This is a genomic window from Arthrobacter sp. zg-Y769 (assembly GCF_020907405.1).
Taxonomy (GTDB): Bacteria; Actinomycetota; Actinomycetes; order Actinomycetales; family Micrococcaceae; genus Arthrobacter_B.
In genome coordinates this window covers 216,353-239,225 of sequence record NZ_JAJJOE010000004.1, presented here as the reverse complement: position 1 = coordinate 239,225, position 22,873 = coordinate 216,353, and the positions used below count along the sequence as shown (strand labels likewise).

Sequence of the window (22,873 nt, the reverse complement as noted above, 5' to 3'; positions counted from 1 at the left end):
TGCCGCCCGCGTTGAATCGACTTTACCGCCGCCCCGGTTTTCCGGCAGCCCCGGACCGTCCGGAGGTGCCCTCCCGGACCGGCCGCAGCGGAACGTAACGCGCTAATCTGGTTGGCATGACCACTGAAGGAACAGCCCATGTGACCGGCTCCGCGAACGGCTCTGCGCACAGCACCAAAGGTTCCTACGTCACCGGCGGAACCGAATACACCCGGGACACGAACTACATCGAAACCCGGATCACCCGGGACGGCCGCGACGGCTACCCGGTGGAGGCCGGCCGCTACCGGCTGGTTGCAGCCCGCGCCTGCCCGTGGGCCAACCGGACCATCATTGTCCGGCGGCTGCTCGGCCTGGAGGACGCCATCTCGCTGGGCCTGCCCGGACCCACCCACGACGCCCGCAGCTGGACGTTCGACCTGGATCCGGACGGACGGGACCCGGTGCTGGGCATCGAGCGGCTGCAGGAGGCCTTCTTTAAGCGGGTGCCCGGCTATAAGCGCGGGATCACCGTTCCGGCGATCGTCGACGTTCCCACCGGCGCCGTGGTGACGAACAACTTCCCGCAGATCACCCTGGACTTCTCCACCGAGTGGAAGGACTTCCACCGCGAAGGCGCACCGGACCTGCTTCCAGCGGAGCACCTGGAGGAAATGGAGCAGGTCAACAAGCGGATCTTCACCGAGGTGAACAACGGTGTCTACCGCTGCGGATTCGCCGGCTCGCAGGAGGCCTACAACGCCGCCTATGACCGGCTGTGGACGGCCATGGACTGGCTGGAGGACCGGCTTTCCCGGCAGCGCTACCTGGTTGGCGACACCACTACCGAGGCAGACGTCCGGCTGTTCACCACCCTGGTCCGGTTCGATCCCGTTTACCACGGCCACTTCAAGTGCAACCGGAACAAGCTCACCGAGATGCCGGCCCTGTGGGGCTACGCCCGGGACCTGTTCCAGACCCCCGGCTTCGGCGACACCGTGGACTTCGAGCAGATCAAGGCGCACTACTACGTTGTGCACGAGGACATCAATCCCACCGGGATTGTCCCCAGGGGGCCGGACCTGTCCAACTGGCTGTCCGCGCACGGCCGTGAGGCGCTGGGCGGCAGGCCGTTCGGGAACGGAACCGCGCCTGGACCGGTGCGGGAATCAGAGCGGGTTGCTCCCGGACACGGCGCCGCAAGCTAATGCCGCGGCAGGCTCCCTATTACGCAACATAAACGTTTCTTAAAGGCACGGACCATAGGCTAGCCTTACTTAAGAAATTGCCAGTTGCCCAAGGGAGGTGCCTACGTGAGTGTTGCCGCACGCCCGTCAGGCGTTCTCCGACAGGCAGGCTCCCGCGCGGCCCCGGCCTCCACCGAGGCGGCAGCACCCAACGCCGGCATCGGCCCCGCGAGCAGCGGCTCCGCGCTGCCGGGTTCCGGACCCGGCACCGCCGGAAAGCACGGCCCCGGACGGCGTGCCGGACTTCTCCTCCTGACCATTGCGGTCCTGGCCGTAGCCTGTGCAGCGTCCGTCGCCGTCGGTGCGCGGCCGGTAGCGCCCGGTGTTATCTGGGACGCCTTCACCGCCTTCGATCCGGCCAACGGGGACCACGCAGTTGTCCAGTCCCGCATTCCCCGCACGGTCCTGGGCCTGGTCGCCGGTGCCGCCCTCGGGCTGGCCGGAGCGGCCATGCAGGGTGTGGCCCGGAACCCGCTGGCGGATCCCGGCATCCTGGGCGTCAACGCCGGGGCCGCGTTCGCCGTGGTCCTGGGCATCTACATTTTCGGCGTCACCAACCTTAGCGGCTACGTCTGGTTCTCGCTGGTGGGCGCTGCGCTGGCCGCCGTCGTCGTTTATCTGGTGGCGAGCCTCGGCCGGGAAGGTGCCACGCCCGTCAAGCTGGCCCTGGCCGGCGCCGCGCTGAGTGCCGGGCTGATGTCCCTGCTCAGCGCCGTGCTGGTCTCCAGCCAGCAGACCCTGGATACCTTCCGGTTCTGGCGGGTGGGCAGCGTGTCCGGACGCGACTGGGACACCATTGCGGCGGTGCTGCCGTTCGTGGCTGCCGGTGCCCTGATCTGCGTCTTCGCCGGCCGCGCCCTGAACGGCCTGAGCCTGGGCGACGACGTTGCCCGCGGCCTCGGCCAGCATGTTGGGCTCAGCCGGGGGATCACTGCGCTGGGCGTGGTGCTGCTGTGCGGGGCCGCCACCGCGGCCGCCGGACCCATCGCCTTCATCGGCCTGGTCATCCCGCACGTGGTGCGCAGTTTTACCGGCCCGGATTACCGCTGGATCCTGCCCTTCTCCCTGTTCCTCGCCCCGGCACTGCTGGTCACCGCGGATGTTGTGGGGCGTGTCCTGCTGCCGCCGGGGGAGATCCCCGTGGGTGTCACCACAGCCGTGATCGGTGCTCCCGTCTTCATTTGGCTCGTGCGGCGGCGGAAGCTGGCCGAGCTGTGAACGCCGCGGTCGAGACCCGCGGTCCCCGCGCCGCCCCCGCCGGAGCAGCAGACGCCGTCCGCGCCGCCCGGAAGCAGGGACGACGACGCCGCGTCCTGGTGCCGGCGCTGCTGGCCGCCGCGGTGCTGGTGCTGTTTGCGGTGTACGTGTTGCTGGGGACCTATACCTTCACCGTTCCGGATTTCTTCCGGATCCTCTTCGGCGAACGGATTCCCGGCGCCAGCTACATCCTGATGGAGAGCAAGCTTCCCCGCGCCGTCATCGGCACCCTGATCGGGGTGGGCTTCGGGATTGCCGGCGCCGTGTTCCAGACGCTGCTGCGCAATCCCCTGGCCAGCCCGGACATCATCGGCATCAGCTACGGCGCCAGCGCCAGCGCGGTGTGTGCCATCGTGCTGTTCGGCGCCGCCGGAACCACCGTGTCCGTCGTCGCCCTGATCGGCGCCCTGCTGGTGGCGCTGGCCATCTACCTGCTTTCCCGCCGCGGCGGCGTGGCCGGATACCGGCTGGTGCTGGTGGGCATCGGCTTTGCCGCAGTAATGCAGGCACTGGTTAACTTCCTGCTGACCCGGACGGACATCCGCACCGCCTCCGAAGCCCTCGTGTGGCTCACCGGTTCCCTGAACAACAGCAGCTGGGACCGTGCGGCCGTCCTGGCCGTCTTCCTGCTGGTGCTGCTTCCCGCCGCTGCCGTGCTCTCCCGGGCGCTGCGCGGACTGGAACTGGGCGACGACGCCGCCGCGGGCCTGGGCATCCGGGTGGAAACGGCCCGGCTGGCCCTGATCATCGTGGCGGTAGGCCTGGCCGCCGCCGCGACCGCTGCCGCCGGCCCGGTGGCCTTCATCGCGTTCCTCTCCGGACCCATCGCCCGCCGGCTGATGCACGGGGAGGCCACCCTGCTCACTGCCGGCCTGGTTGGTGCCTGCATTGTCCTGGCGGCGGATTTCGTCGGCGCCAACCTTATCCCCGACGTCACCCTGCCCGTGGGCGTAGTGACCGGTGCGCTCGGGGCACCCTTTCTTTTGTGGCTGCTGGTCACGTCAAACCGCGTAGGCCAAGGAGGCTGACATGGAGAACCTGCTTTCCGCTGAAAAGCTGGAGCTCGGATACGACGAGCGCAAAGTGGTGGACTCGCTCTCGCTCACCCTGCCCGCCGGGAAAATCACGATCATTGTCGGCGCCAATGCCTGCGGAAAGTCCACCCTCCTGCGCGGACTGGCCCGGCTGCTGAAGCCTTCCGGGGGCACCGTCTACCTGAACGGCAAAGACATCTCCTCCGTACCCAGCCGGCAGGTGGCCCGCACGCTGGGGCTGCTGCCGCAGACGCCCACCGCACCCGAGGGGATCACCGTGGCGGACCTGGTGGGCCGTGGCCGCTACCCGCACCAGGGCTGGTTCCGGCAGTGGACGGCCGCCGACGACGACGCAGTGGCCGCTGCGCTGGCCGCCACGGACACGGTGGACCTGGCCGGCCGGAACGTCGATGAGCTTTCCGGAGGCCAGCGCCAGCGGGTCTGGATTGCCATGGCCCTGGCACAGGAGACGGACATCCTGCTGCTGGATGAACCCACCACCTTCCTGGACGTCACCCACCAGATCGAGGTCCTGGACCTGATCACCGACCTCAACCGACGGTCGGGCACCACCGTGGCCATCGTGCTGCATGACCTGAACCTGGCTGCCCGCTACGCGGACCACCTGGTGGCCATGAAGGACGGGAAGATCGCCGCGGAAGGCGCCCCGGCCGACGTCGTGACCGAGGAACTCGTGGGCAGCGTCTTCGGGCTGGCGAGCCGCGTCATCCCGGATCCGGTCTCCGGTACGCCGATGGTGGTCCCGCTCGGACGCCACCACAGCGCCGAGCCGGAAGCGGAAGCGGAACCGGAACCGGAACCCGCGCCCGAACCGGAACAGCCACGGGGCTACCTGCCCAATCCGGGAGACGGCCAGCGCTCCTCCGGCATCAACGAGCCCATGGAGGCCGCATCATGACGCACGTCCGTTCCGCCAACGGGGCAACGGCCGCGTCCGCCGAAGCTGCAGCAGCCGTCCCCGCCCGTCCCGGGCGCCGGAGCCGCAGCGCCGGTGCCGTGCTGTCCTTTGACGTTGAGGTCAAACGGATTGTCCGGATGGGTGCCAACTTCCAGCGCGTCACCTTCGCCGGACCCTGCCTCGCCGACTTCGGCGTCCAGGGACAGACCCACGATCTGCGGATCAAGGTGATTGTGCCCTGCATCGACGCCGCCGGCACCTCCCTTCCGTTGCCGGACCTCTCCACGCTCGGCGCCGGCTGGTACCAGGACTGGCTGAAGCTGGATCCGGCGACCCGCGGCTACATGCGGACCTACACCGTCCGCGGAGCCCGCTGCTCCGGCCCGGAACCGGAGATCGACGTCGATTTCGTGATGCATTTCGACGAGGACGGCAAGGGAGGGCCGGCGTCCAGCTGGGCCGCCTCCGCGGAGCCGGGGGACCGGGTCTGCATTATCGGCCCCAACGCCGCCCAGTGCGTCACCGCTGAATCCTACGGAGGGATCGAATGGCGTCCGGGCATGGCCCGGCACGTGCTGCTCGCCGGGGACGAAACCGCCGTTCCCGCCATCACCGCGATCCTGGAATCGCTGCCCGAAGACGTCACCGGCCACGCCCTGATGGAAATCCCTTCCACCGGGGACCGCCAGGACGTGCGTACCAGCTCCGGCGTGCAGATGATCTGGCTGGCCCGCGGCTCCCGGCCGCACGGCGAACTGCTCGACGCCGCGGTGCGGCAGGTCGTGGCGCTTCCCGGCTGGGCCTCGGTGGAGACCGCCGACGGCGCACCGTTCCGTCCCAGTCCCTCCCTTGGGGAACCCGAGGAAGTCAACGTGGACGAGGCCATCCTGTGGGAAACCCCGCAGCGGCTGGATCCGGCAGTGGTGGAAGCCTCGCGGAACCCGAACGCCCCGTCAGGTGCCCTTCCGTTCTACGCATGGATTGCCGGCGAGGCGGCCGTGGTGCGCGGCCTGCGCCGCTACCTGGTGCGCGACGTCGGGATCGACCGCAAGCAGGTGGCCTTTATGGGCTACTGGCGCAAGGGCCGCGCCGAGCTGTCCTAGCTCCGGCGAATAGATTTTGTTATGACCGGTCCGCCAGATGGCGGGCCGGTCCTTCTGAGAGGAAAAACCATGAAAAGAGCTCCGATCGCCCTGCTGGCGGTGCCGGCGGTCCTGCTGGCACTGAGCGGCTGCGGCAGCGATGCCGCAGACAGCACGGCACCCGAATCGGGTGAAACGGCGTCGGAGCAATTCCCGGTGACCATCGACTCCGCCCTGGGCGAGGCCGTCATCGAGAAGAAGCCCGAACGCGTGGTCACCATCGGCTGGGGCTCGGCGGACACCGCCGTCGCGCTGGGCACCACACCGGTGGGCGTAGAAGAGGTGACCTGGGGCAACGATGAGCACGGCAACTACCCGTGGGTAAGCGAAGCCATCGAGGAGCGCGGAGACGATTTCCCCGCTACTTTCACCGGAGGCACCGACATTGACATTGACGCCATTGTTGCCCTGGAGCCGGACCTGATCCTGGCCCCGAACTCCGGCATCACCCAGGAGGACTTCGATATCCTCAACGACCTCGCCCCCACCGTGGCCTATCCCGAGCAGGCGTGGAACATCAAGTGGGATGACCAGATCTCGCTCATCGGCAAGGCCCTGGGCGAACCCGATGCGGCCGAGGACGCAGTTGACGGCATCGGACAGGCCCTGGCGGACAGCGCCGCGGAGCATCCCGAGTTCGCCGGGAAGACCTTCGCCTACGTCTGGGGCGGCGGTGCACCCGGTTCCCTGGTGCTCTACAACGAGGGCGACGCGCGGGTGGACATCCTCACCGCCCTGGGCATGACCGTGGCTCCCGAGGTCCAGGACATCCCCTCGAGCGAGGGAAGCTTCACCTCGGATCTGGGACTGGAGAGCGCGGGCAAACTGGACGACGTCGACGTGCTGTTCACCTGGTACAACGACGAAGCCGAACAGCAGCGCACCGAAGAGCAGCGGCTGTTCGCGCAGATCCCGGCCGTCGAACGCGGTTCCGTGGTGCGCAGCCTGGACCGCCAGGTCGGCATGGCGTCCAGCTTCCTGACGCCGCTCAGCGTTCCGTGGGTACTGGATCGGTTTGAGCCGATGATCGAAGAAGCAGTTGCCAAGGTCGACTAGTTCGGGCCTGGTTCCGGCGGAAGCCGGCCACCAGGGAGCGGCCGGTGCGGATGCACCGGCCGCTCTTCGGCGTCCGCTGCTGGGCGCCGGGCGCGGGACGGCGCTGCTGGCCGCCGGGCTGGGTGTGCTGCTCCTCGCCGTCGTCACCAGCCTGGCCGTCGGCGCCCATCAACTGGGCCCCACGGAGGTCGCAGCGTCCCTGTGGACCGAAATCACCGGCACGGGCAGCACCTACGCCGACGACGTCGTGGCCAGCCGGGTGCCGCGGACCGTCCTTGGCCTGATCGCGGGCGCCGCCCTGGCCGTGGCCGGCGTGATTATGCAGGGCCTGACCCGGAACCCCCTGGCCGATCCCGGGATCCTGGGCGTGAACGCCGGTGCCGCCGCTGCCATGGTTACGGGGATGGCTTTTTTCGGTCTTGGTGCCACCAGCGCGAATGTCTGGGTTGCCCTCCCGGGGGCCCTGCTCACCGTGCTGGTGGTGTATGTACTGGCGTCCGGGCGGCGCGGCTCGACGCCCGTGCGTTTGGTCCTGGCCGGCACGGTGATTTCCGCGGTGCTGATGTCCTTTATCCAGGCCATCGCCCTGACCCGGCCCGATGTGTTCACCATGTACCGGTTCTGGGCCGTGGGATCACTCAGTGGAAGGACGATGGAGCAGGCCTATGACGTCCTTCCGTTCTTCCTGGTGGGGCTGGCTGCAGCCCTCGCCACCAGCCGGTCCCTGAACGCCCTCGCCTTGGGGGAGGAGGCAGCAGCTTCGCTTGGCCTGCGGCCGCAGACAACCAAAATCACCGGTGCACTTGCCGCCGCAGTACTCTGCGCGTCGGCGACGGCCGCCGTCGGACCCATTGGCTTTGTCGGCCTTGCCGTGCCGCATATCGTGCGGAGCTTCACCGGCCCGGATCACCGCTGGCTGCTGGTCCTGAGCGCCGTCGTCGGTCCTGCGCTGCTGTTGTTCGCAGACGTTGCCGGTCGGCTCGTCGCACAGCCGGGGGAGATGCTGACCGGCGTTATCACCGCCCTGCTGGGTGCACCGCTGCTGATCCTGGCCGTGCGCCGGATGCGGGCAGTGGCATGAGCGGTCCCCGCACCGCGTCCGGTCTCCGCACCGCGTCCCGTCTCCGCACCGCGTCCGGGTCCCGGACCTTCCGTGTGGGAAAGCGCGTGAGCTTCCGGTACCGCGGGCGCAGCGTCCTGGTTTCCCTTCTTCTGACAGCTGCAGTACTCCTGGTGGGAGCGTTCACGTTGACCGCCGGGGACCTGGGGCTGACCTGGCGCGAGTTGTTCGGCCTCGCCGTGTCACCACCGGAGGGAAGCGCTTCCTTTGTGCTCGAGCGGCTGCGCGGCCCGCGCTTCCTGACCGCCGTGGGCGCGGGTATTGCCTTCGGTGTGGCCGGATCCCTTTTCCAGACGGTTACCCGCAACCCGTTGGGAAGCCCCGAGGTGGTTGGACTGACCAGCGGAGCGGCTGCCGGCGCCGCCGCCACCACGCTTTGGCCGGGCTACGTACCGGTGCCGATCGCCGCGATCCTGGGCGGGGCCATCGCCGTGGGCCTGGTCTGGGTCAGCACGGGCCGTGGCTTCGCGCGTCCGGGGAAGCTGATTGTGGCCGGGATCGGCGTATCCGCCGTAGCGACGGCATTGACCTCGCTGGCCATGACGACCGTGGGTGAACAGCAGGCGCAGACGCTGGCCTTCTACCTCAACGGATCCCTGGCGTCCCGCTCCTGGTCCCATGTGGCGACGCTCGGCGTCGCGCTGGTACTGGTGCTGCCGGCTGCCGCGGCACTGCAGCGGCAGCTGAACGTGGTGTCGCTCGGCGATGACATGGCCGAGGCGCTCGGCGTCCGGGTGGCCCGTACCCGCACGATTGCCATCCTCCTGGCCGTGGTGATGGCAGCCGTGGCTGTCAGCGTCTGCGGACCCGTGGCCTTCGTGGCCCTGGTTGCCCCGCAGATCGCCCTGCGCCTGCTCGGAGTGTCCTCGCCCGGGGTTGTTGCCCCGGCGCTGGTGGGGGCACTGGTGCTGACCCTGTCCGACTTCACGGTGCAGCAGATCGACATTGGTGCAGCCCTGCCCGTGGGCATCTTCACTGCGGCCCTGGGTAGCCTCTACCTGGGTTACCTGTTGTTCGGGGAGGCACGGAAGGGCGTGCTCTGAGCCGGGTAAGCGGGTGCTGCTCTGCGCAGCACCCCCGGTGACCGCCGGGAGTTCGAGACGGCGGACACAGGGGTGCCGGTCGCAGGTCACCGGGGGAGTTGGGATTGGCCACAAAGAGCGGACGGCGGCCCTGCCGGTTCTTAAAATTAAAAACGGGCCGGAGTGCTGTTCGGCGGACCGGAAGTGTTCCGCGGGCATGGTCGATTCCTTCGGCTCGTAATATCCGAGGGACCCGGTGAAGGCTGCCCGGGCCCGGAACACAGCGGACGGCAGAATGTCCGCCAATCACAGAAGAGTCCTTGACCAACGCACACTGAGGTGACTGTTGACCGAGCACTTTTTAGACTCCGCACGTTCAAAGAAAGCCCCCGATTCCCCGGCCTGGCTCCGCGCACTCGCCAATGCCCGGGACTGGACGGTGGCGCGGGTGGAACGGCGCCCTTCGGGGGAGCCTGCACCCGACCGAAAACCCCTTGATCTCCGCACCTCCGCTGAAAGCCTGCGGGTCCACGCGGAGAACCTGCGCACGCACGCCGGAACACTCCGTGCCCGGGCTGCAGAGCTGGGCAGCAGGGCGGGCAGGGACCTGGGTTCCCGCACCAGGGAGCTGGGTGCCTCCACCAGGAACTGGATTGAAGAACACGACACCCCCAACCGGCGGGGCGGCGCGTTGTCCGTTGCCGCCGCCGTCGCTCTCGGCGGGCTTATCACCGGCACCTCCGGCTCAGTCGACCCGGACCTGCAGATTGAACGCCAGGTGGTGGTCAGCGAGGTGGCCGGCGCCCAGGGCGGAGACGCGCCCGACGGCGGCTCGGCGGACGACGGCGGCGCCCCGGAGCCCGCGGCATCCGGGCCGGCACCGGATGCCGAACCGGCTGCCGCTGAAACTGCCGCCGAACCCGCTCCGGAGCCGGTCCCCGAACCGGTCCAGGAACCTGTTTCGCCGGTGGATGACATGGTGCTCACATCTCCGTTCGGCTACCGGAACAATCCGCTGGCGCCGGGGGCCCTGGAATTCCACACCGGAACGGATTTCGGCGCGGTGACCGGGACTCCCGTGAAGGCCATGCTTGGCGGGACCGTCACCGAGGCCGGCTGGCATACCACCGGCGGCGGAGGGCTGCGCGTGGTCGTCGACCACGGGGACGGCGTGCAGACCACCTACAACCATCTCCACAGCATCGATGTGAGTGTGGGTCAGCCGGTGGACGCCGGCGCCGTGGTCGGCGGAATCGGCAGCACCGGCGCCTCCACCGGACCGCACCTGCACTTTGAGGTGCTGCGCCACGGGAACTACGAAGACCCGATGGGCTGGCTGTAACCGGCCGCGCTACAGCGGCCGCTGCAACCGGCAGACCCGCAGGCGGCCGCGCTACAGCGGCCGGCCCGCAGGCGGCCCCGAAAAGGGCTACGGCACCGGGTTGGTGAGGACCGCCGGGTCCTTCTTGCCGTGGGGCATCCGGATCCGCAGGGCGTTCGCGTCCATCTCGAAGAGGATGTGGGTGGCGTTGCCCAGATGGTCGCCGTCCATTTCGAAGTCCAGCGGGGACTCGGTCCACACCTCGGCCCGCTTGCACTGGTAGTACTCCACGGCGGTGCTGCTGCCCTTGCCGCGGCGCAGCAGACCGGTCACCACACCAACCCAGCCCAGCTTGCCCTTGGGTGCCAGGGTCAGGATGTCCAGCAGGCCGTCGTCGAGGCGGGCGCCGGGGAAGATCTCCAGCCCGCCGGTGATCTTGCCGCAGTTTCCGCCCATGACGCTGCGGAGCCGGCGGTGGATCGGCTTGCCGCCGTCGATCGAGATGGTGGTCTTCACGGGTTTGCCGGGAAGGTTCCGGATGCCGGCGTCAACGTACGCCAGCCAGCCGATCTTGTCCTTGAGTGTGTCCTTGGTATCCGCCATCATGCCGGCGTCGTAACCCAGCCCGGCCATCACCAGGAAGGTGTCGCTGTCCACTGCTTCGTCAACGGTCACGTGGACGACGTCGATGCGCCGCTCGGTTCCGTTCAGGGCGGCGCGGACCGCCTGCTCCGGGTCATCGACGCCGATGTCCAGGTTCCGCGCCAGCAGGTTGCCCGTGCCCAGGGGCAGCAGGCCCATGGGGAACGAGGTGCCGGCCAGCTCAGCGGCAACGCAGCGTACGGTTCCGTCGCCGCCGGCGGCAATCACCAGGTCGACGCCGGCCTCCATGGCCTTGCGGGCCATGGAGTGTCCCGGATCCGCTTCCTCGGTGTCGAAGAACAGCGGCTCGTCCCAGCCTTCGTCGGCGCAGATTTCAGCCACCCGCACCCGGACGTCAAAGTCCGTCTTCTTAATGGGGTTCACAATGACGGCGGCACGTTGGCGCGGCTGGGTGGCTGGGCTGGTCATGGTGTCCTTATCGTAAGTATGCGAACTTTTTGTTCCGGCTCTGAGTCTAGCCCGGCGGGTGGATCTGCGGAGGCTGCGGTGGCTGCCGGTTTGAACGCGGGCTGTTCGAAGAAGCTTGTAATCTGAGGTGGTGACTTTTAAGCAGCGATACGTGGCCCTGGGTGATTCTTTTACGGAAGGCGTGGGGGATGAGGACGAGTCCCGCCCCAACGGCGTGCGCGGCTGGGCGGACCGCGTGGCCGAGCAGCTGGTGCTGGCCGACAGTTCCTGGGGGTATGCGAACCTCGCCATCCGCGGCAAGAAGCTGCACCAGGTCCTGAACGAGCAGGTGGATGCTGCCATCGCCCTGTCACCCACCCTCGTCACCATCTATGCCGGCGGCAACGACATCCTGCGTCCCAAGGTGGACATTGACGCCATTGTGGCCGCCTACGACGCCGGGATTGCCAAGCTGTGCTCCAGCGGTGCCGCGGTGCTGGTCTTCACGGGATTCGATTCCGGCAACTCCCCGGTCTTCGGGCGCACCCGCGGACGCACCGCCATCTACAACGAACTGGTGCGCGAGGCAGTGGAGAAGAACGACGCCGTGCTGGTGGACTACTGGCGGATGAAAAACCTCCAGGATGAGCGGTACTGGGCAGTGGACCGGCTGCACATGTCCCCGGCCGGACACATGCTTACCGCCAAGAAGGTGCTGGAAGTGCTCCGCGGCACCGATGCCATTGATACCCCGGAACTGGAGGAGCAGCCCGCCCGCAACCGGGTGGAACAGCTTCGGCGGGATGCCCAGTGGGCCCGCGAATACCTCGGCCCGTGGGTGAGCCGCCGGCTCCGGGGCGTTTCTTCCGGGGACAACCTCAAGCCCCGGTATCCCGAGCTGACGCAGCCGATCCTGCCCTCCCAGCAGTAGGCGTGCGGTAAATCACATCGCCCCCGGCAAGTTCGGTGTTTATATACCAAAACCGGCCTTAGTCCCTGCCCTGACGCGGAAAATCCGCTTCCCCGATTCGGTGGATGCGCCGTGCCTTTCCTAAACTTGTATGTCGCCCGGCACCGTGTGGTGCTCGGGTGGTTGCTTTTGTCTCCAGCAGCCGACGTCTATCGAGGGAAGGCCCACATGTCGAAAGATGCACCGCCCCACGCTTCCGGAACCCCGGATTCACCGTCCGCACAGGCGGCCCGTAAGATCCGCAGGCCCCACCTGCGGCGCCGCCGCCTCGAGGTGGACGATGTCAACGTCGTCGACAAAACCATGATGAAGAAGGCCGTCGGCGGAACCGTCGTCGGCAACACCATGGAATGGTTCGACGTCGGTGTGTACGGCTACCTCGCCGTCACCATGGGTGCCGTCTTCTTGTCCGACGCCGACAAGGACGCGCAGCTGCTCTTCAGCCTCGGCGTCTTCGCAGCCACCTTCATCGCCCGCCCGCTGGGCGGCGTCGTCTTCGGACGCCTCGGCGACCGCATCGGCCGGCAGAAAACCCTCGCCATCACGCTGATCATGATGGCCGCTTCCACTTTTGCCATCGGCCTGCTGCCCAGCTACAACACCATCGGCATCTGGGCTCCGATCCTGCTGGTGCTTATGAAGCTGCTGCAGGGCTTCTCTACCGGCGGCGAGTACGCCGGTGCCACCACCTTCGTCTCGGAATACGCCTCCGACAAGCGGCGCGGCTTCCTGGCCAGCATCCTGGATCTGGGCAGCTACATGGGCTTTGCCCTGGGTGCCGCCGTCGTTTCGGTGATGCAGCTGCTGCTCTCCGAGTCCGACATGTTGGGCTGGGGCTGGCGCATTCCCTTCCTCATTGCGGGACCGCTGGGCATCATCGCTATCTACTTCCGGCTGAAAATCGAGGAGTCCCCGGCTTTCCAGGCCACGATGGACGCCCAGGAAGCCAGCGCCAAGGCCGGTGACGAAACCGGTTCCCTCGGCACCATGGGAATTTTCCGTGCCTACTGGCGCCCGATCGTGCTGGCCATGGTCCTCGTGGCCGCCGTCAACACGGTGGGCTACGCGCTTACGTCCTACATGCCGTCATACCTGACCGATTCCAAGGGCTACGACCCGGTCCACGGCACCCTGCTGACTATCCCCGTCCTGGTGCTGATGGCCCTGTGCATTCCGCTCGCCGGTAAGCTGTCGGACCGGATCGGCCGCCGCCCCGTGTTGTGGATCGGTGCGGGATCCACCATCGTGCTGGCTGTTCCTGCCTTTGTGCTGATTGACCAGGGACCGGTTGCCACTACGCTGCTGGGCCTGCTGCTGCTCGCCGTCCCGGTGACCTTCTATGTGGGTAACCTGGCCGCCACGCTGCCCTCCCTGTTCCAGACCTCCAGCCGCTACGGGGCCATGGGTATCTCCTACAACCTTGCCACCGCCATCTTCGGCGGTACTGCTCCGTTGATCATGCAGGGCCTGATCACCCTCACGGACAATGACATGGCGCCGGCGTACTGGCTGATGTTCACCTCCGTGGCCGGTGCCATCGCCGTCGTCTTCATGAAGGAATCCGCCAAGCGGCCGATGCCCGGTTCCATGCCGAGCGTGGACACCCACGCCGAGGCACACGAACTGGTCGCCGGCCAGGACAAGAACCCGCTGCTCGACGTCGACGCGCTGCCGTTCGACACGCTGGGGAGCCAGCAGGCTCCCGCCAGCGAGCCCAACAGTGTTGACCCGGCTGGCAACCGCATGGAGCCCGGCGCCAATCGCTAAGCGCCAACCGCACTAGCAACACCGCCTGCCAGAAGCCGGCCGGACATACGTCCGGTCGGCTTCTGTTGTCGGGGTGCCGGTTGGAGCGCCGGCGTAAGCCTGCAATCATTGAACGGTAAAGCTTTGACGAGAGGAGGCCGGCATGACCGAAGACGCCCCGCGTTGGCTAAGCGCTCCGGAGCGGCAGGCCTGGCTGGCACTGTATGCCGTATCCGGTCTCCTCCCGGCGGCGCTCGACGCCGACCTGTTCCGCCGTGCGCGGATCACCCTCTTCGATTACCACGTCCTGGCCATGGTTTCCGAGGCCGAAGGCCGGGCCCTTCCCATGAGCGAGCTGGCCGCGCGGTCCAACGCCTCCCTCTCCCGGCTCTCCCATGTGGTGAAGAAACTCGAGCAGCGCGGCTGGATGTCCCGGACGCCCTCGCCCACCGACGCCCGGGTAACGACGGCGGCACTGACCGATGAGGGCATGGCAGCCCTCGAGGCGCTGGCCCCTGAACATGTGGAGTCGGTCCGGAAGGCGGTCTTCGACTGCCTCACCGAAAAGGATGTCGCCGACCTGGAACGCGTGGGGAAGAAGATACTCGCCCGCCTCGACCCGTGCAACGGGATTCTGGGGCCCAACGAGGCACCGTAGCGCCATTAGTCAACTTGTCCTCCGGGTGCCTGCCCTTGTTAGCGTGGTACATGCGGATTAACGCAACGACTTCCACGGCACGATGAGAGGCACCACAGCATGCGCGTACCCCGAATCCTGACCGTCATCCTCGCCGGCGGTGCCGGCGGGCGGTTGGGCAGCTTGACGGATCACCGGGCGAAACCGGCCATCCCGGTTGCCGGGTCCTACAACCTGATCGATATTTCCCTCTCCAACCTGCACAACAGCGGCTTTGGCGACGTGTGGATTGTGGAGCAGTACAAGCCCCAGTCCCTCAATGACCAGCTGGTCAGCGGCCGGCCCTGGGACCTGGACCGGACCCAGGGCGGACTGCGGGTACTCCCGCCCTTCCAGGGCGGGAACGGCGAAGGCTTCGCCCAGGGCAATGCCGACGCCCTGTACCGCCAGGTGGATTACATCCGGGAATTCAACCCGGACCTCGTCCTGGTGCTCAGCGCCGACCATCTCTACCGCCTGGACTACCGCGACGTCGTCGAGGCCCATCAGGAAAACGGGGCTGCCCTGACCCTGGTCACCACGAAGATCAACAACAATCCCGGCGACCACGGGGTGGTCGAGGTGACCGACGGGCTGGTGACCGGATTCGAGTACAAGCCCCAGGATCCCAAGACGGACCTGGTGGCGGCGGAAATCTTCCTGTATGAGACCGATGTCCTGCTGAACGCATTGGAAACCCTGGTGAAGCGGGATGGTCAGCTCGAGGATTACGGAGACCAGCTCATTCCGTACCTGGTGGAGCAGGAAAAGGTACTGGAATACCGTCTGCCGGGGTATTGGCGGGACATGGGTACGCCGCGCAGCTACCACCAGGCGCACCTGGACCTGATTGAGGGCAACGGCCTGGACTTCGATGATCCGCAGTGGCCGATCCTTTCCGCCAGCCCGCGGCGGCTGCCGGCCTATGTCGGGCCGGACGGTGTTGCCGTGGAGAGCCTGCTGTCTCCCGGTGCCCGGGTCGAGGGCAGCGTCCGCCGCAGTGTCCTCAGTGCCGGGGCCGTGGTCGAGGCCGGTGCCGAAGTGGATTCCTGCGTGCTGCTGGACGGTGTGGTGGTCCGGTCCGGAGCGCGCATCGCAAACCTGGTTGTGGACTCCACAACGGTGATCGGCGGCGGGCGGAAACTGGACGGCGCGGAGCTGGATCCCGAAAACGGCGTGGCAGTGGTGGGACGCGATTCAAAGGTGGATGCGCCGTCGTCGTGATACCCGGCACGCACGTACCTCCGAGTTTGAACGAAACGCCCGTTGGCCCTAGGATAGAGAGGCGTTAAGTCGTGTGTGTGTTAACCTGTTCCGCTTCGCGCGGGCAGGGGAGCATTTGCACGGCCACCCGTATAAACCTAGAATTGAAGGCTGTCGAGCCGGGTTCTCCCGTTCGGCTGCCTGAACTTCACCGTCTTCCCCGCGGCGAGGCACTTCGGCTGGATCTCACCCCGCCAGGTTAACCTCCGGAAAGTCGCAGTAATAACGGTGTCAAAACTGGTGGCGGGACGCTCTTTATGGCAGGTGCTTAGGCGCTTCCGCCTTGTGTCTGTTTTTTGAGGACCGTCATATTTACTACAACTGGAGGAGAGATCATGGCAGCTTACTGCCAGGTAACCGGAGCCATCCCCGGCTTTGGTCACAGCATTTCGCACTCGCACCGCCGCAACAAGCGTCGGTTCGACCCGAATATTCAGAAGAAGCGCTACTGGGTTCCGTCCCTGCGTCGCAACGTGACGCTGCAGGTTTCTGCACGCGGCATCAAGACGATTGACATCCGCGGCATCGACGCTGTTGTTACCGACCTGATCGCGAAGGGTGTGAAGCTGTAGTGGCTAAGGACAAGGACGTACGTCCGATCATCAAGCTGAAGTCCACTGCGGGCACCGGCTACACCTACGTAACTCGCAAGAACCGTCGCAACGATCCGGATCGTATGGTTCTGAAGAAGTACGATCCCAAGATCCGCCAGCACGTCGATTTCCGTGAGGAGCGCTAAGAATGGCAAAGAAGTCCAAGATTGCCCGCAACGAGCAGCGCAAGGTTATTGTTGAGCGCTACGCTGCCAAGCGCCTCGAACTGAAGAAGACCCTGGTCGACGCAAACGCTACCGACGAAGCCCGCGAAGCTGCACGCCTCGGCCTGCAGAAGCTTCCGCGCAACGCTTCCCCGGTCCGCCTTCGTAACCGCGACCAGATTGACGGCCGCCCCCGCGGTACCCTCCAGAAGTTCGGTATCTCGCGTGTGCGTTTCCGCAACATGGCCCACGCAGGCGAACTGCCGGGTATCAAGAAGTCCAGCTGGTAAGCACTGCCTACCGCTTCAAGAAGGACGGTCCCTTACGGGGGCCGTCCTTTTTGCTGTTAAGGGGCGTTTGCGGCATGGGTGGTTCTGCCGTTGCCTTTCCCTCGGCTGCGGTCCTGGCCAGCTTTTCCAGGGGCGGAGGCTGGGGCTCAGGTGGAGGACGCTCAGGGGAAGCGCCTAACGTACAGCTCATGCGCTCTGCGCCCCGGCCAGGCAGCATCTGCTGTACAGGAGGGCTCCTCTGCCCCCGGACAGGCCGCATCTGCTGTACAGGAGGGCTCCTCCGCCCCGGCCAAGCTGCATCTGCTGTACAGCTCATGCGCTCCGCGCCCCGGCCAGGCAGCATTTGTTGTACAGGAGGGCTCCTCCGCCCCGGCCAAGCTGCATCTGCTGTACAGCTCATGCGCTCCGCGCCCCGGCCAAGCAGCATCTGCTGTACAGGAGGCTTCTCTGCCCCCGGCCAGGCAGCATCTGCTGTACAGGAGGCTTCTCTGCCCCCGGCCAGGCCGCATCTGGTGGACAGCTCACGCGCTCTGCATCCCGGTCAGGCAGCATCTTCTGCTCGATGAGCATTTGCTGCAGTAGGAACGCCCGAATCCGGACCTGGAAGGCCGCGCCGAGCAGGAATTCCCACCCGCTGGTGCTGCTGTTGCGGAAGTGGGCACGTCAACCAGTCCAGCACCCCCGACTGGGATGCAGTGCTGGAGTTCCCGGCTATTCCATCCGACTCTAGGTTCGGCTCGATCTAGTGTGCAGATAACGGGGTTATGGCCGTCGGATAAGCCCGTTACCTGCTCACCAGATCGGTATGGGCGGGGCTACGGCCACTTGAGTGTGCAGCAGATGCTGAACTCCGGAGACCGGAGACTGCACTCACGAGGCTCGACGCCGGACATCGGAACCGCCCGGTGCAGGCAGTCCCGCGCCCTGGGCCCCGCTTCCCAAGGAACTCGCTCCAGCCGCAGGGTTCCGAAAGCTTCGAAACCCTGCGTGGGACGCCAGCACACGACCCCTCCAGCGGAGGTGCCGGTGCTGGTGATGCCCGCCCCCGGGCAACCGTGTAGCACGGGACTGGCCTCCGTGCGAGTTAGTCGGCTCTTGGGGACAAAAAGCCACTTTTCGGTCCTAAAATCGGGAAAAATCCGCTAAATGCAGGGGTTTTTGCGGGAGTTGGGGGTCCAAGCTGGTAAGTTTTCGAACAGCGGCGGTTTCGCATCCGCGATCCGCTCGAGTTACCCAGAGTCCAGGAGGACATAAATTGGCTATGAACCGCAGTGAACTTGTTGCCGCAGTTGCAGAAAAGTCCGGCAACAGCCAGACCGCAGTCAACGGCGTGCTGGATGCCGTCTTCGACATCTTCGTAGACTCCGTTGCCAAGGGCGAGAAGATCACCATCCCGGGCTGGCTCGCAGTTGAGCGCACCGACCGCGCTGCACGTACGGGCCGCAACCCGCAGACCGGCGAAACCATTCAGATCCCGGCAGGCCACAGCGTCAAGCTGACCGCCGGCTCCAAGCTGAAGGCTGCTGTCTCCACCAAGAAGTAGCATTACGCCGCGGCAGACCTGCCGCAGCACTGAGAGGGCCGGCATCGTTGTGATGCCGGCCCTTCCGCGTTTCCGGCTGATATGCCGCGGAACGGATGCCGGCCCTCCCGCGTTCCGGGACCAATTGCCGCGGAACGGTCAGCTAACCGGGGCTGCACCCCGAAAAGCCGTGAGGGCGGCAACAATGATTGGCCCTATTTTTACCGCGGGTAGAGAATGGGTATTGTGCCAAAATCCGTCAAAATCCAGACCGACCGCCCCGCCGGCAGTTCGCTGCTTCCGCAGCGCGGCAACGGGGGCGACCCAAGCACAGCAGGGGAGACCGGCAACCCGGTTCCTGCAGTGCGTAATGGCTGGCTCGCAGCCGCCGGTGCCCTCGTTTTCATTTCCCTCGCGGCAGCCCTGCTTTTCACGGGAGCGGCCGGGGCCTCGCAGCTGGGCGATCCGGGGTCACTGACTCGCTGGGCCCTCCCTGCGGCGAAGGCCGTACAGAATATCTCCATGGCGGCCGTGATCGGCTCGCTGGTATTTGCCGTGGCGATCCTGCCCAAAAGCCTTAACTTTAAACGGGTCCGCAAATCCGCCTCCGGCCGTCCGGCAGCGGCTGAGCCCGAGCATCCGGCGTTCACCCGGGCGCTGAACCTGACCTCGGTTGCCGCCGTCGCCTGGACGCTGTCCGCGCTGGCGGTTATGGTGTTCACCTACTCGGATGTTTCCGGCCTGCCGCTCAGCGCCGACTCCACCTACACCGACGGACTGGCTTCCTTCCTGACGGACTTCGCGACGGGACGGGCATGGCTGGCCGTGAGCATTATCGCGGCCGTAGTCACCGCACTGTCCTTCGGCGTCCGGTCTCTGGGCATGCTGGCCTTCACCCTGGTCCTCGCCGTCGGGGCGCTGCTGCCCACGGCGTTGATCGGCCACTCCGCAGGCGGCGATGACCACGCTGCCGCGGTGAACTCCATCGGACTGCACCTGCTGGGTGTCTGCCTGTGGATCGGCGGAATCATTGTCCTCGCGGTGATCTCCCGGCAGCTTGGTGCCATCACCGGGGTAGTCCTGGCCCGGTTCTCCGCCCTCGCGGGCTTCGCCTTCGCGCTGGTGTTCCTGTCCGGCGTCGTTAACGCTTCGCTGCGGATCAACTCGCTGGACCAGCTCGGAACCCCCTGGGGAGGCCTCGTCCTGACCAAAGCCGGGCTGACGCTGCTCCTGGGCTTCCTGGGGCTGATGCACCGCAGCTGGATCATTCCCCGCCTGGCGGGCTCCAACCCGTCCCGCACCCCGGTGCCGGCCGGTTCGGCTGCCCCCAAGGACGGACTGACAGCCCGGAGGGTGCTCTGGCAGCTCATCGCCGTCGAACTGGCCATCATGGGCGCAGTGTCCGGCGTGGCCGTTGCCCTGGGGCGTACCGCGCCGCCGCGCGCCGAAGAGCTCCCGCAGGACGCCTCGCCGGCACGCATCCTCACCGGCTATGACCTCCCGCCCGAGCTGACCCCCGAACGTTACCTGACCGAGTGGCGGCCGGACTGGCTCTGGGTGGCCGTCATCCTGACCCTGGCCACCTCCTATCTGATCGGCGCGGTGCGGGTCCGCCGCCGCGGCGACAAGTGGCCGGTCCTGCGTACGGCCTGCTGGCTCATCGGCCTGCTGGCCCTCGGCTACATCACCTGCGGTGCGCCGCAGATCTACGGCATGGTCCTGTTTAGCACCCACATGCTCGCGCACATGGCCCTGACCATGGTGGTTCCGCTGTTCCTGGTGCTCGGCGCGCCCGTCACGCTGGCGCTCAAAGCCCTGCGGCCCCGGACGGACGGCACCCGGGGGATCCGCGAATGGATCCTCATCGGCGTGCATTCGCGCTTCTCGAAGATCATCACCAACCCGATCGTGGCAGCCGTCAACTTCGCCGGTTCCATTGTGATCTTCTACTACTCGGACCTGTTCGGCCTGGCTCTGCGCGAGCACGTTGGACACGAGCTGATGGTGGTGCACTTCCTCCTTACCGGCTACATCTTCATCCTCACGATGATCGGCATCGATCCGCTGCCCGGCCGCGCGCCGTACCCGCTGCGCCTGGTGATCCTGCTCGCCACCATGGCCTTCCACGCCTTCTTCGGCGTGGCGGTGATGGGCGGCACCGCGCTGATCCAGGCCTCCTACTTCGGCAACATGGGCCGGGAATGGGGACTCTCGGCGCTGGCTGACCAGCAGCTGGGCGGGTCATTGATGTGGGGAATCGGCGAAATCCCGACCCTCTTCGTAGCCATCGGCGTGGCTTACCAGTGGTCCAAGAGCGACGCACGTGAGACCCGGCGCTCGGACCGCGCAGCCGAGCGGAATAACGACGCCGATCTGACCGCTTACAACAACATGTTTGCAAACCTGGCACAACGCGATGCCGGGACCCCGGATCAAGGAGATCGTTAATGACTGGAACCGTGCGCGCCGGATACCGGGTGCGGGCCTCGGAGCTTGAGGGCCGCAACTGGCTGAACACCGGCGGCCGGCAGCTGAACCTGGAGGATCTCCGCGGCAAGATCGTGTTGCTGGATTTCTGGACTTTCTGCTGCATCAACTGCCTGCACGTGCTGGACGAGCTTCGGCCCCTGGAGGAAAAGTTCTCCGACGTGCTGGTGACAGTGGGAGTCCATTCCCCGAAGTTCGAGCACGAAGCGGACCCGGTGGCCCTGGCGGCCGCCGTGGAGCGCTACGAAATCCACCACCCCGTGCTGGACGACCCGGAGCTGCTCACCTGGCAGGCTTACACCGCCCGTGCCTGGCCTACCCTGGTGGTCCTGGACCCCGAGGGGTACATCGTGGCGCACCTGTCCGGTGAAGGGCACGCAGCGGGCCTGGAATCGCTTGTGGCCGAACTCGTGGAGGAACACGAGGCCAAGGGGACACTGCACCGCGGTGACGGCCCCTACGTTCCCGCAGAACCAACTGCCGGAGACCTGCGCTTCCCCGGCAAGGTAACCGCACTGCCCGGGGGGACGTTCCTGGTTGCCGACACCGGCCACCACCGCCTCGTGGAGCTGGACGCGGACCTTGCGGGTGTGCGCCGGACCATCGGTGACGGCGTCAAGGGATGGCAGGACGGGGATGCCGGGACGGCACGGTTCAACGAACCCCAGGGCGTGGCCCTGCTGCCCGCGGACGTGGCGGAAAAGGCCGGGTACGACGTCGTTGTGGCGGACACGGTCAACCACCGGCTGCGCTCCGTGAACCTCGCAACCGGTGCCGTGCAGACCATCGCCGGCAACGGGGTCCAGCGGCTGCTGGATGCCGGGAACCAGACCAAGGCGGGGGCAGCATCCGCCGGATCAGGTGAGGCCGCGGACGACAGCGCCCCCTCCGATTCCTCCGATCTGCTCGGCGCCGACCCGCTGAACATTTCGCTGTCCTCACCGTGGGACCTGGTCTGGTCCTCGAAGCTGCAGCGGCTGGTCATCGCCATGGCCGGCACCCACCAGATCTTCAGCTTCGATCCGGTCACCGGATCCGTAGCGGTCCTGGCCGGCACCGGGCTTGAAGGCCTGCTCGACGGCGGCGCCTCCGCAGCCTGGTTCGCCCAGTCCTCCGGCCTTGCCGAAGACGGTGACGGCAACCTCTGGGTAGCCGATTCCGAAACATCGGCCCTGCGCCGTTTGACCCTGGACGGCACCGGCGGAAGCGTCCAGGTGGAAACCGCCGTGGGGACCGGCCTGTTCGACTTTGGCTTCCGCGACGGCGACGCCTCGGTGGCCCGCCTGCAGCACCCGCTGGGCGTAGCCGTGCTGCCGGACGGCTCCGTGGCCATAGCGGATACCTACAACGGCGCTGTGCGGCGCTACGACCCGGCGACGGGCTCCGTGTCCACCCTGGCCCGCGGACTCTCCGAGCCTTCGGACGTGCTGGTGGACAGCAGCGCCGCCGAACCGCTGCTGATTGTGGTCGAGTCCAACCGGCACCAGCTGGTCCGGCTGCCGATTCCGAAGGAAGCCCAGTCCGTGGATGAAGGCGCCCGGCAGACGCAGCGGCCCAAGACCGCCGTCAGCGCCGGTGCCCTGTCCCTGGCCGTGCGCTTTGCGGCTCCCAAGGGCCAGAAGCTCGACGACCGCTGGGGAGATCCCACCCAGCTGAAAATCTCCGCATCGCCGGAGGGGCTGCTCGTCTCCGGCGGCGGCACGGCCACGGGCCTGACCCGTGAGCTGGTGCTTTCCGACACGGTGACGGACGGCGTCCTCCACATCACCGCCCGTGCGGCGGCCTGTGACGGAGAACCGGGCGGCGAGATCCCGGACCACGCAGCCTGCCACATGTACCAGCAGGACTGGGGGATTCCGGTAGCGGTGCAGGCGGACGGCGAGTCCGAGCTGGTCCTGGACCTGCGCGGCCTGGACTAAGCACCACCGGCTGGACGGGGCACGCCGGCTCCACTTTGCCCTTAACCCGCTCAGGCGGCGGCACGGAAGAACTCCGTACCGCCGCCTGAGGGGTTT

General features: G+C 66.9%; 20 protein-coding genes. 19 read left to right on the top strand and 1 reads right to left on the bottom strand.

Annotated features, from left to right (window positions below):
- Positions 1-116: 116 nt before the first annotated feature.
- The 9 genes from LOC60_RS03330 (at position 117) to LOC60_RS03290 (ending at position 10,118) form a co-directional block, all read left to right on the top strand.
- Positions 117-1,187 carry a glutathione S-transferase family protein gene (locus tag LOC60_RS03330; protein ID WP_230021973.1) on the top strand — a complete coding sequence of 357 codons (1,071 nt, stop codon included), beginning with the start codon at positions 117-119 and terminating at the stop codon, positions 1,185-1,187.
- Positions 1,188-1,385: 198 nt separating this feature from the next.
- Complete coding sequence (locus LOC60_RS03325) at positions 1,386-2,444, top strand: FecCD family ABC transporter permease (protein ID WP_442860372.1); 1,059 nt, start codon at positions 1,386-1,388, stop codon at positions 2,442-2,444.
- A gap of 95 nt (positions 2,445-2,539) precedes the next feature.
- Positions 2,540-3,511: a FecCD family ABC transporter permease gene (locus tag LOC60_RS03320; protein ID WP_230022866.1), complete on the top strand. Its 972-nt coding sequence runs from the start codon at positions 2,540-2,542 to the stop codon at positions 3,509-3,511.
- A gap of 1 nt (position 3,512) precedes the next feature.
- Complete coding sequence (locus LOC60_RS03315) at positions 3,513-4,436, top strand: ABC transporter ATP-binding protein (RefSeq protein WP_230021970.1); 924 nt, start codon at positions 3,513-3,515, stop codon at positions 4,434-4,436.
- Positions 4,433-5,539: a siderophore-interacting protein gene (locus LOC60_RS03310; protein ID WP_442860365.1), complete on the top strand. Its 1,107-nt coding sequence runs from the start codon at positions 4,433-4,435 to the stop codon at positions 5,537-5,539. The genes LOC60_RS03315 and LOC60_RS03310 overlap by 4 nt, the downstream gene beginning before the upstream one ends.
- A gap of 69 nt (positions 5,540-5,608) precedes the next feature.
- Complete coding sequence (locus LOC60_RS03305; protein ID WP_230021968.1) at positions 5,609-6,634, top strand: iron-siderophore ABC transporter substrate-binding protein; 1,026 nt, start codon at positions 5,609-5,611, stop codon at positions 6,632-6,634.
- On the top strand, positions 6,618-7,715 hold the full coding sequence (locus LOC60_RS03300; RefSeq protein ID WP_230021966.1) for a FecCD family ABC transporter permease: 1,098 nt from the start codon (positions 6,618-6,620) through the stop codon (positions 7,713-7,715). Before LOC60_RS03305 ends, LOC60_RS03300 begins: the two co-directional genes overlap by 17 nt.
- The gene (locus LOC60_RS03295) at positions 7,712-8,797 is read left to right on the top strand and encodes a FecCD family ABC transporter permease (protein ID WP_230021964.1); all 1,086 of its coding nucleotides are present in this window, start codon (positions 7,712-7,714) and stop codon (positions 8,795-8,797) included. Before LOC60_RS03300 ends, LOC60_RS03295 begins: the two co-directional genes overlap by 4 nt.
- Before the next feature lie 325 nt (positions 8,798-9,122).
- Positions 9,123-10,118 carry a M23 family metallopeptidase gene (locus LOC60_RS03290; protein WP_230021962.1) on the top strand — a complete coding sequence of 332 codons (996 nt, stop codon included), beginning with the start codon at positions 9,123-9,125 and terminating at the stop codon, positions 10,116-10,118.
- Between the two features lie 87 nt (positions 10,119-10,205).
- Here the strand turns inward: LOC60_RS03290 and LOC60_RS03285 are convergent, their stop codons facing one another.
- Positions 10,206-11,168 (bottom strand): diacylglycerol/lipid kinase family protein, encoded by a 963-nt coding sequence (locus LOC60_RS03285; protein WP_230021960.1) that lies wholly within the window; start codon positions 11,166-11,168, stop codon positions 10,206-10,208.
- Positions 11,169-11,298: 130 nt separating this feature from the next.
- Between LOC60_RS03285 and LOC60_RS03280 the strand changes: the two genes are divergently transcribed.
- From LOC60_RS03280 to LOC60_RS03235, 10 genes are all read left to right on the top strand, one after another.
- Entirely contained in the window at positions 11,299-12,078 is a 780-nt protein-coding gene (locus LOC60_RS03280) for an SGNH/GDSL hydrolase family protein (protein ID WP_230021957.1), read from the top strand.
- A gap of 207 nt (positions 12,079-12,285) precedes the next feature.
- Entirely contained in the window at positions 12,286-13,884 is a 1,599-nt protein-coding gene (locus LOC60_RS03275) for an MFS transporter (protein ID WP_230021954.1), read from the top strand.
- Between the two features lie 142 nt (positions 13,885-14,026).
- On the top strand, positions 14,027-14,521 hold the full coding sequence (locus LOC60_RS03270) for a MarR family winged helix-turn-helix transcriptional regulator (protein WP_230021952.1): 495 nt from the start codon (positions 14,027-14,029) through the stop codon (positions 14,519-14,521).
- Between the two features lie 99 nt (positions 14,522-14,620).
- The gene (locus tag LOC60_RS03265) at positions 14,621-15,763 is read left to right on the top strand and encodes a glucose-1-phosphate adenylyltransferase family protein (RefSeq protein ID WP_230021950.1); all 1,143 of its coding nucleotides are present in this window, start codon (positions 14,621-14,623) and stop codon (positions 15,761-15,763) included.
- A gap of 374 nt (positions 15,764-16,137) precedes the next feature.
- Positions 16,138-16,374, top strand: a complete 237-nt coding sequence (gene rpmB, locus LOC60_RS03260; protein ID WP_146360594.1) for a 50S ribosomal protein L28 — start codon at positions 16,138-16,140, stop codon at positions 16,372-16,374.
- The gene (gene rpmG, locus LOC60_RS03255; protein WP_227919278.1) at positions 16,374-16,541 is read left to right on the top strand and encodes a 50S ribosomal protein L33; all 168 of its coding nucleotides are present in this window, start codon (positions 16,374-16,376) and stop codon (positions 16,539-16,541) included. Before rpmB ends, rpmG begins: the two co-directional genes overlap by 1 nt.
- A gap of 2 nt (positions 16,542-16,543) precedes the next feature.
- Positions 16,544-16,849 carry a 30S ribosomal protein S14 gene (gene rpsN / locus LOC60_RS03250; RefSeq protein ID WP_227919276.1) on the top strand — a complete coding sequence of 102 codons (306 nt, stop codon included), beginning with the start codon at positions 16,544-16,546 and terminating at the stop codon, positions 16,847-16,849.
- A 1,255-nt stretch (positions 16,850-18,104) separates the two neighbouring features.
- The gene (locus LOC60_RS03245) at positions 18,105-18,392 is read left to right on the top strand and encodes an HU family DNA-binding protein (RefSeq protein ID WP_269440137.1); all 288 of its coding nucleotides are present in this window, start codon (positions 18,105-18,107) and stop codon (positions 18,390-18,392) included.
- Between the two features lie 216 nt (positions 18,393-18,608).
- The gene (locus LOC60_RS03240; RefSeq protein ID WP_442860364.1) at positions 18,609-20,819 is read left to right on the top strand and encodes a cytochrome c oxidase assembly protein; all 2,211 of its coding nucleotides are present in this window, start codon (positions 18,609-18,611) and stop codon (positions 20,817-20,819) included.
- Positions 20,819-22,777, top strand: a complete 1,959-nt coding sequence (locus LOC60_RS03235) for an NHL domain-containing thioredoxin family protein (RefSeq protein ID WP_230021919.1) — start codon at positions 20,819-20,821, stop codon at positions 22,775-22,777. The genes LOC60_RS03240 and LOC60_RS03235 overlap by 1 nt, the downstream gene beginning before the upstream one ends.
- Positions 22,778-22,873: the final 96 nt, after the last annotated feature.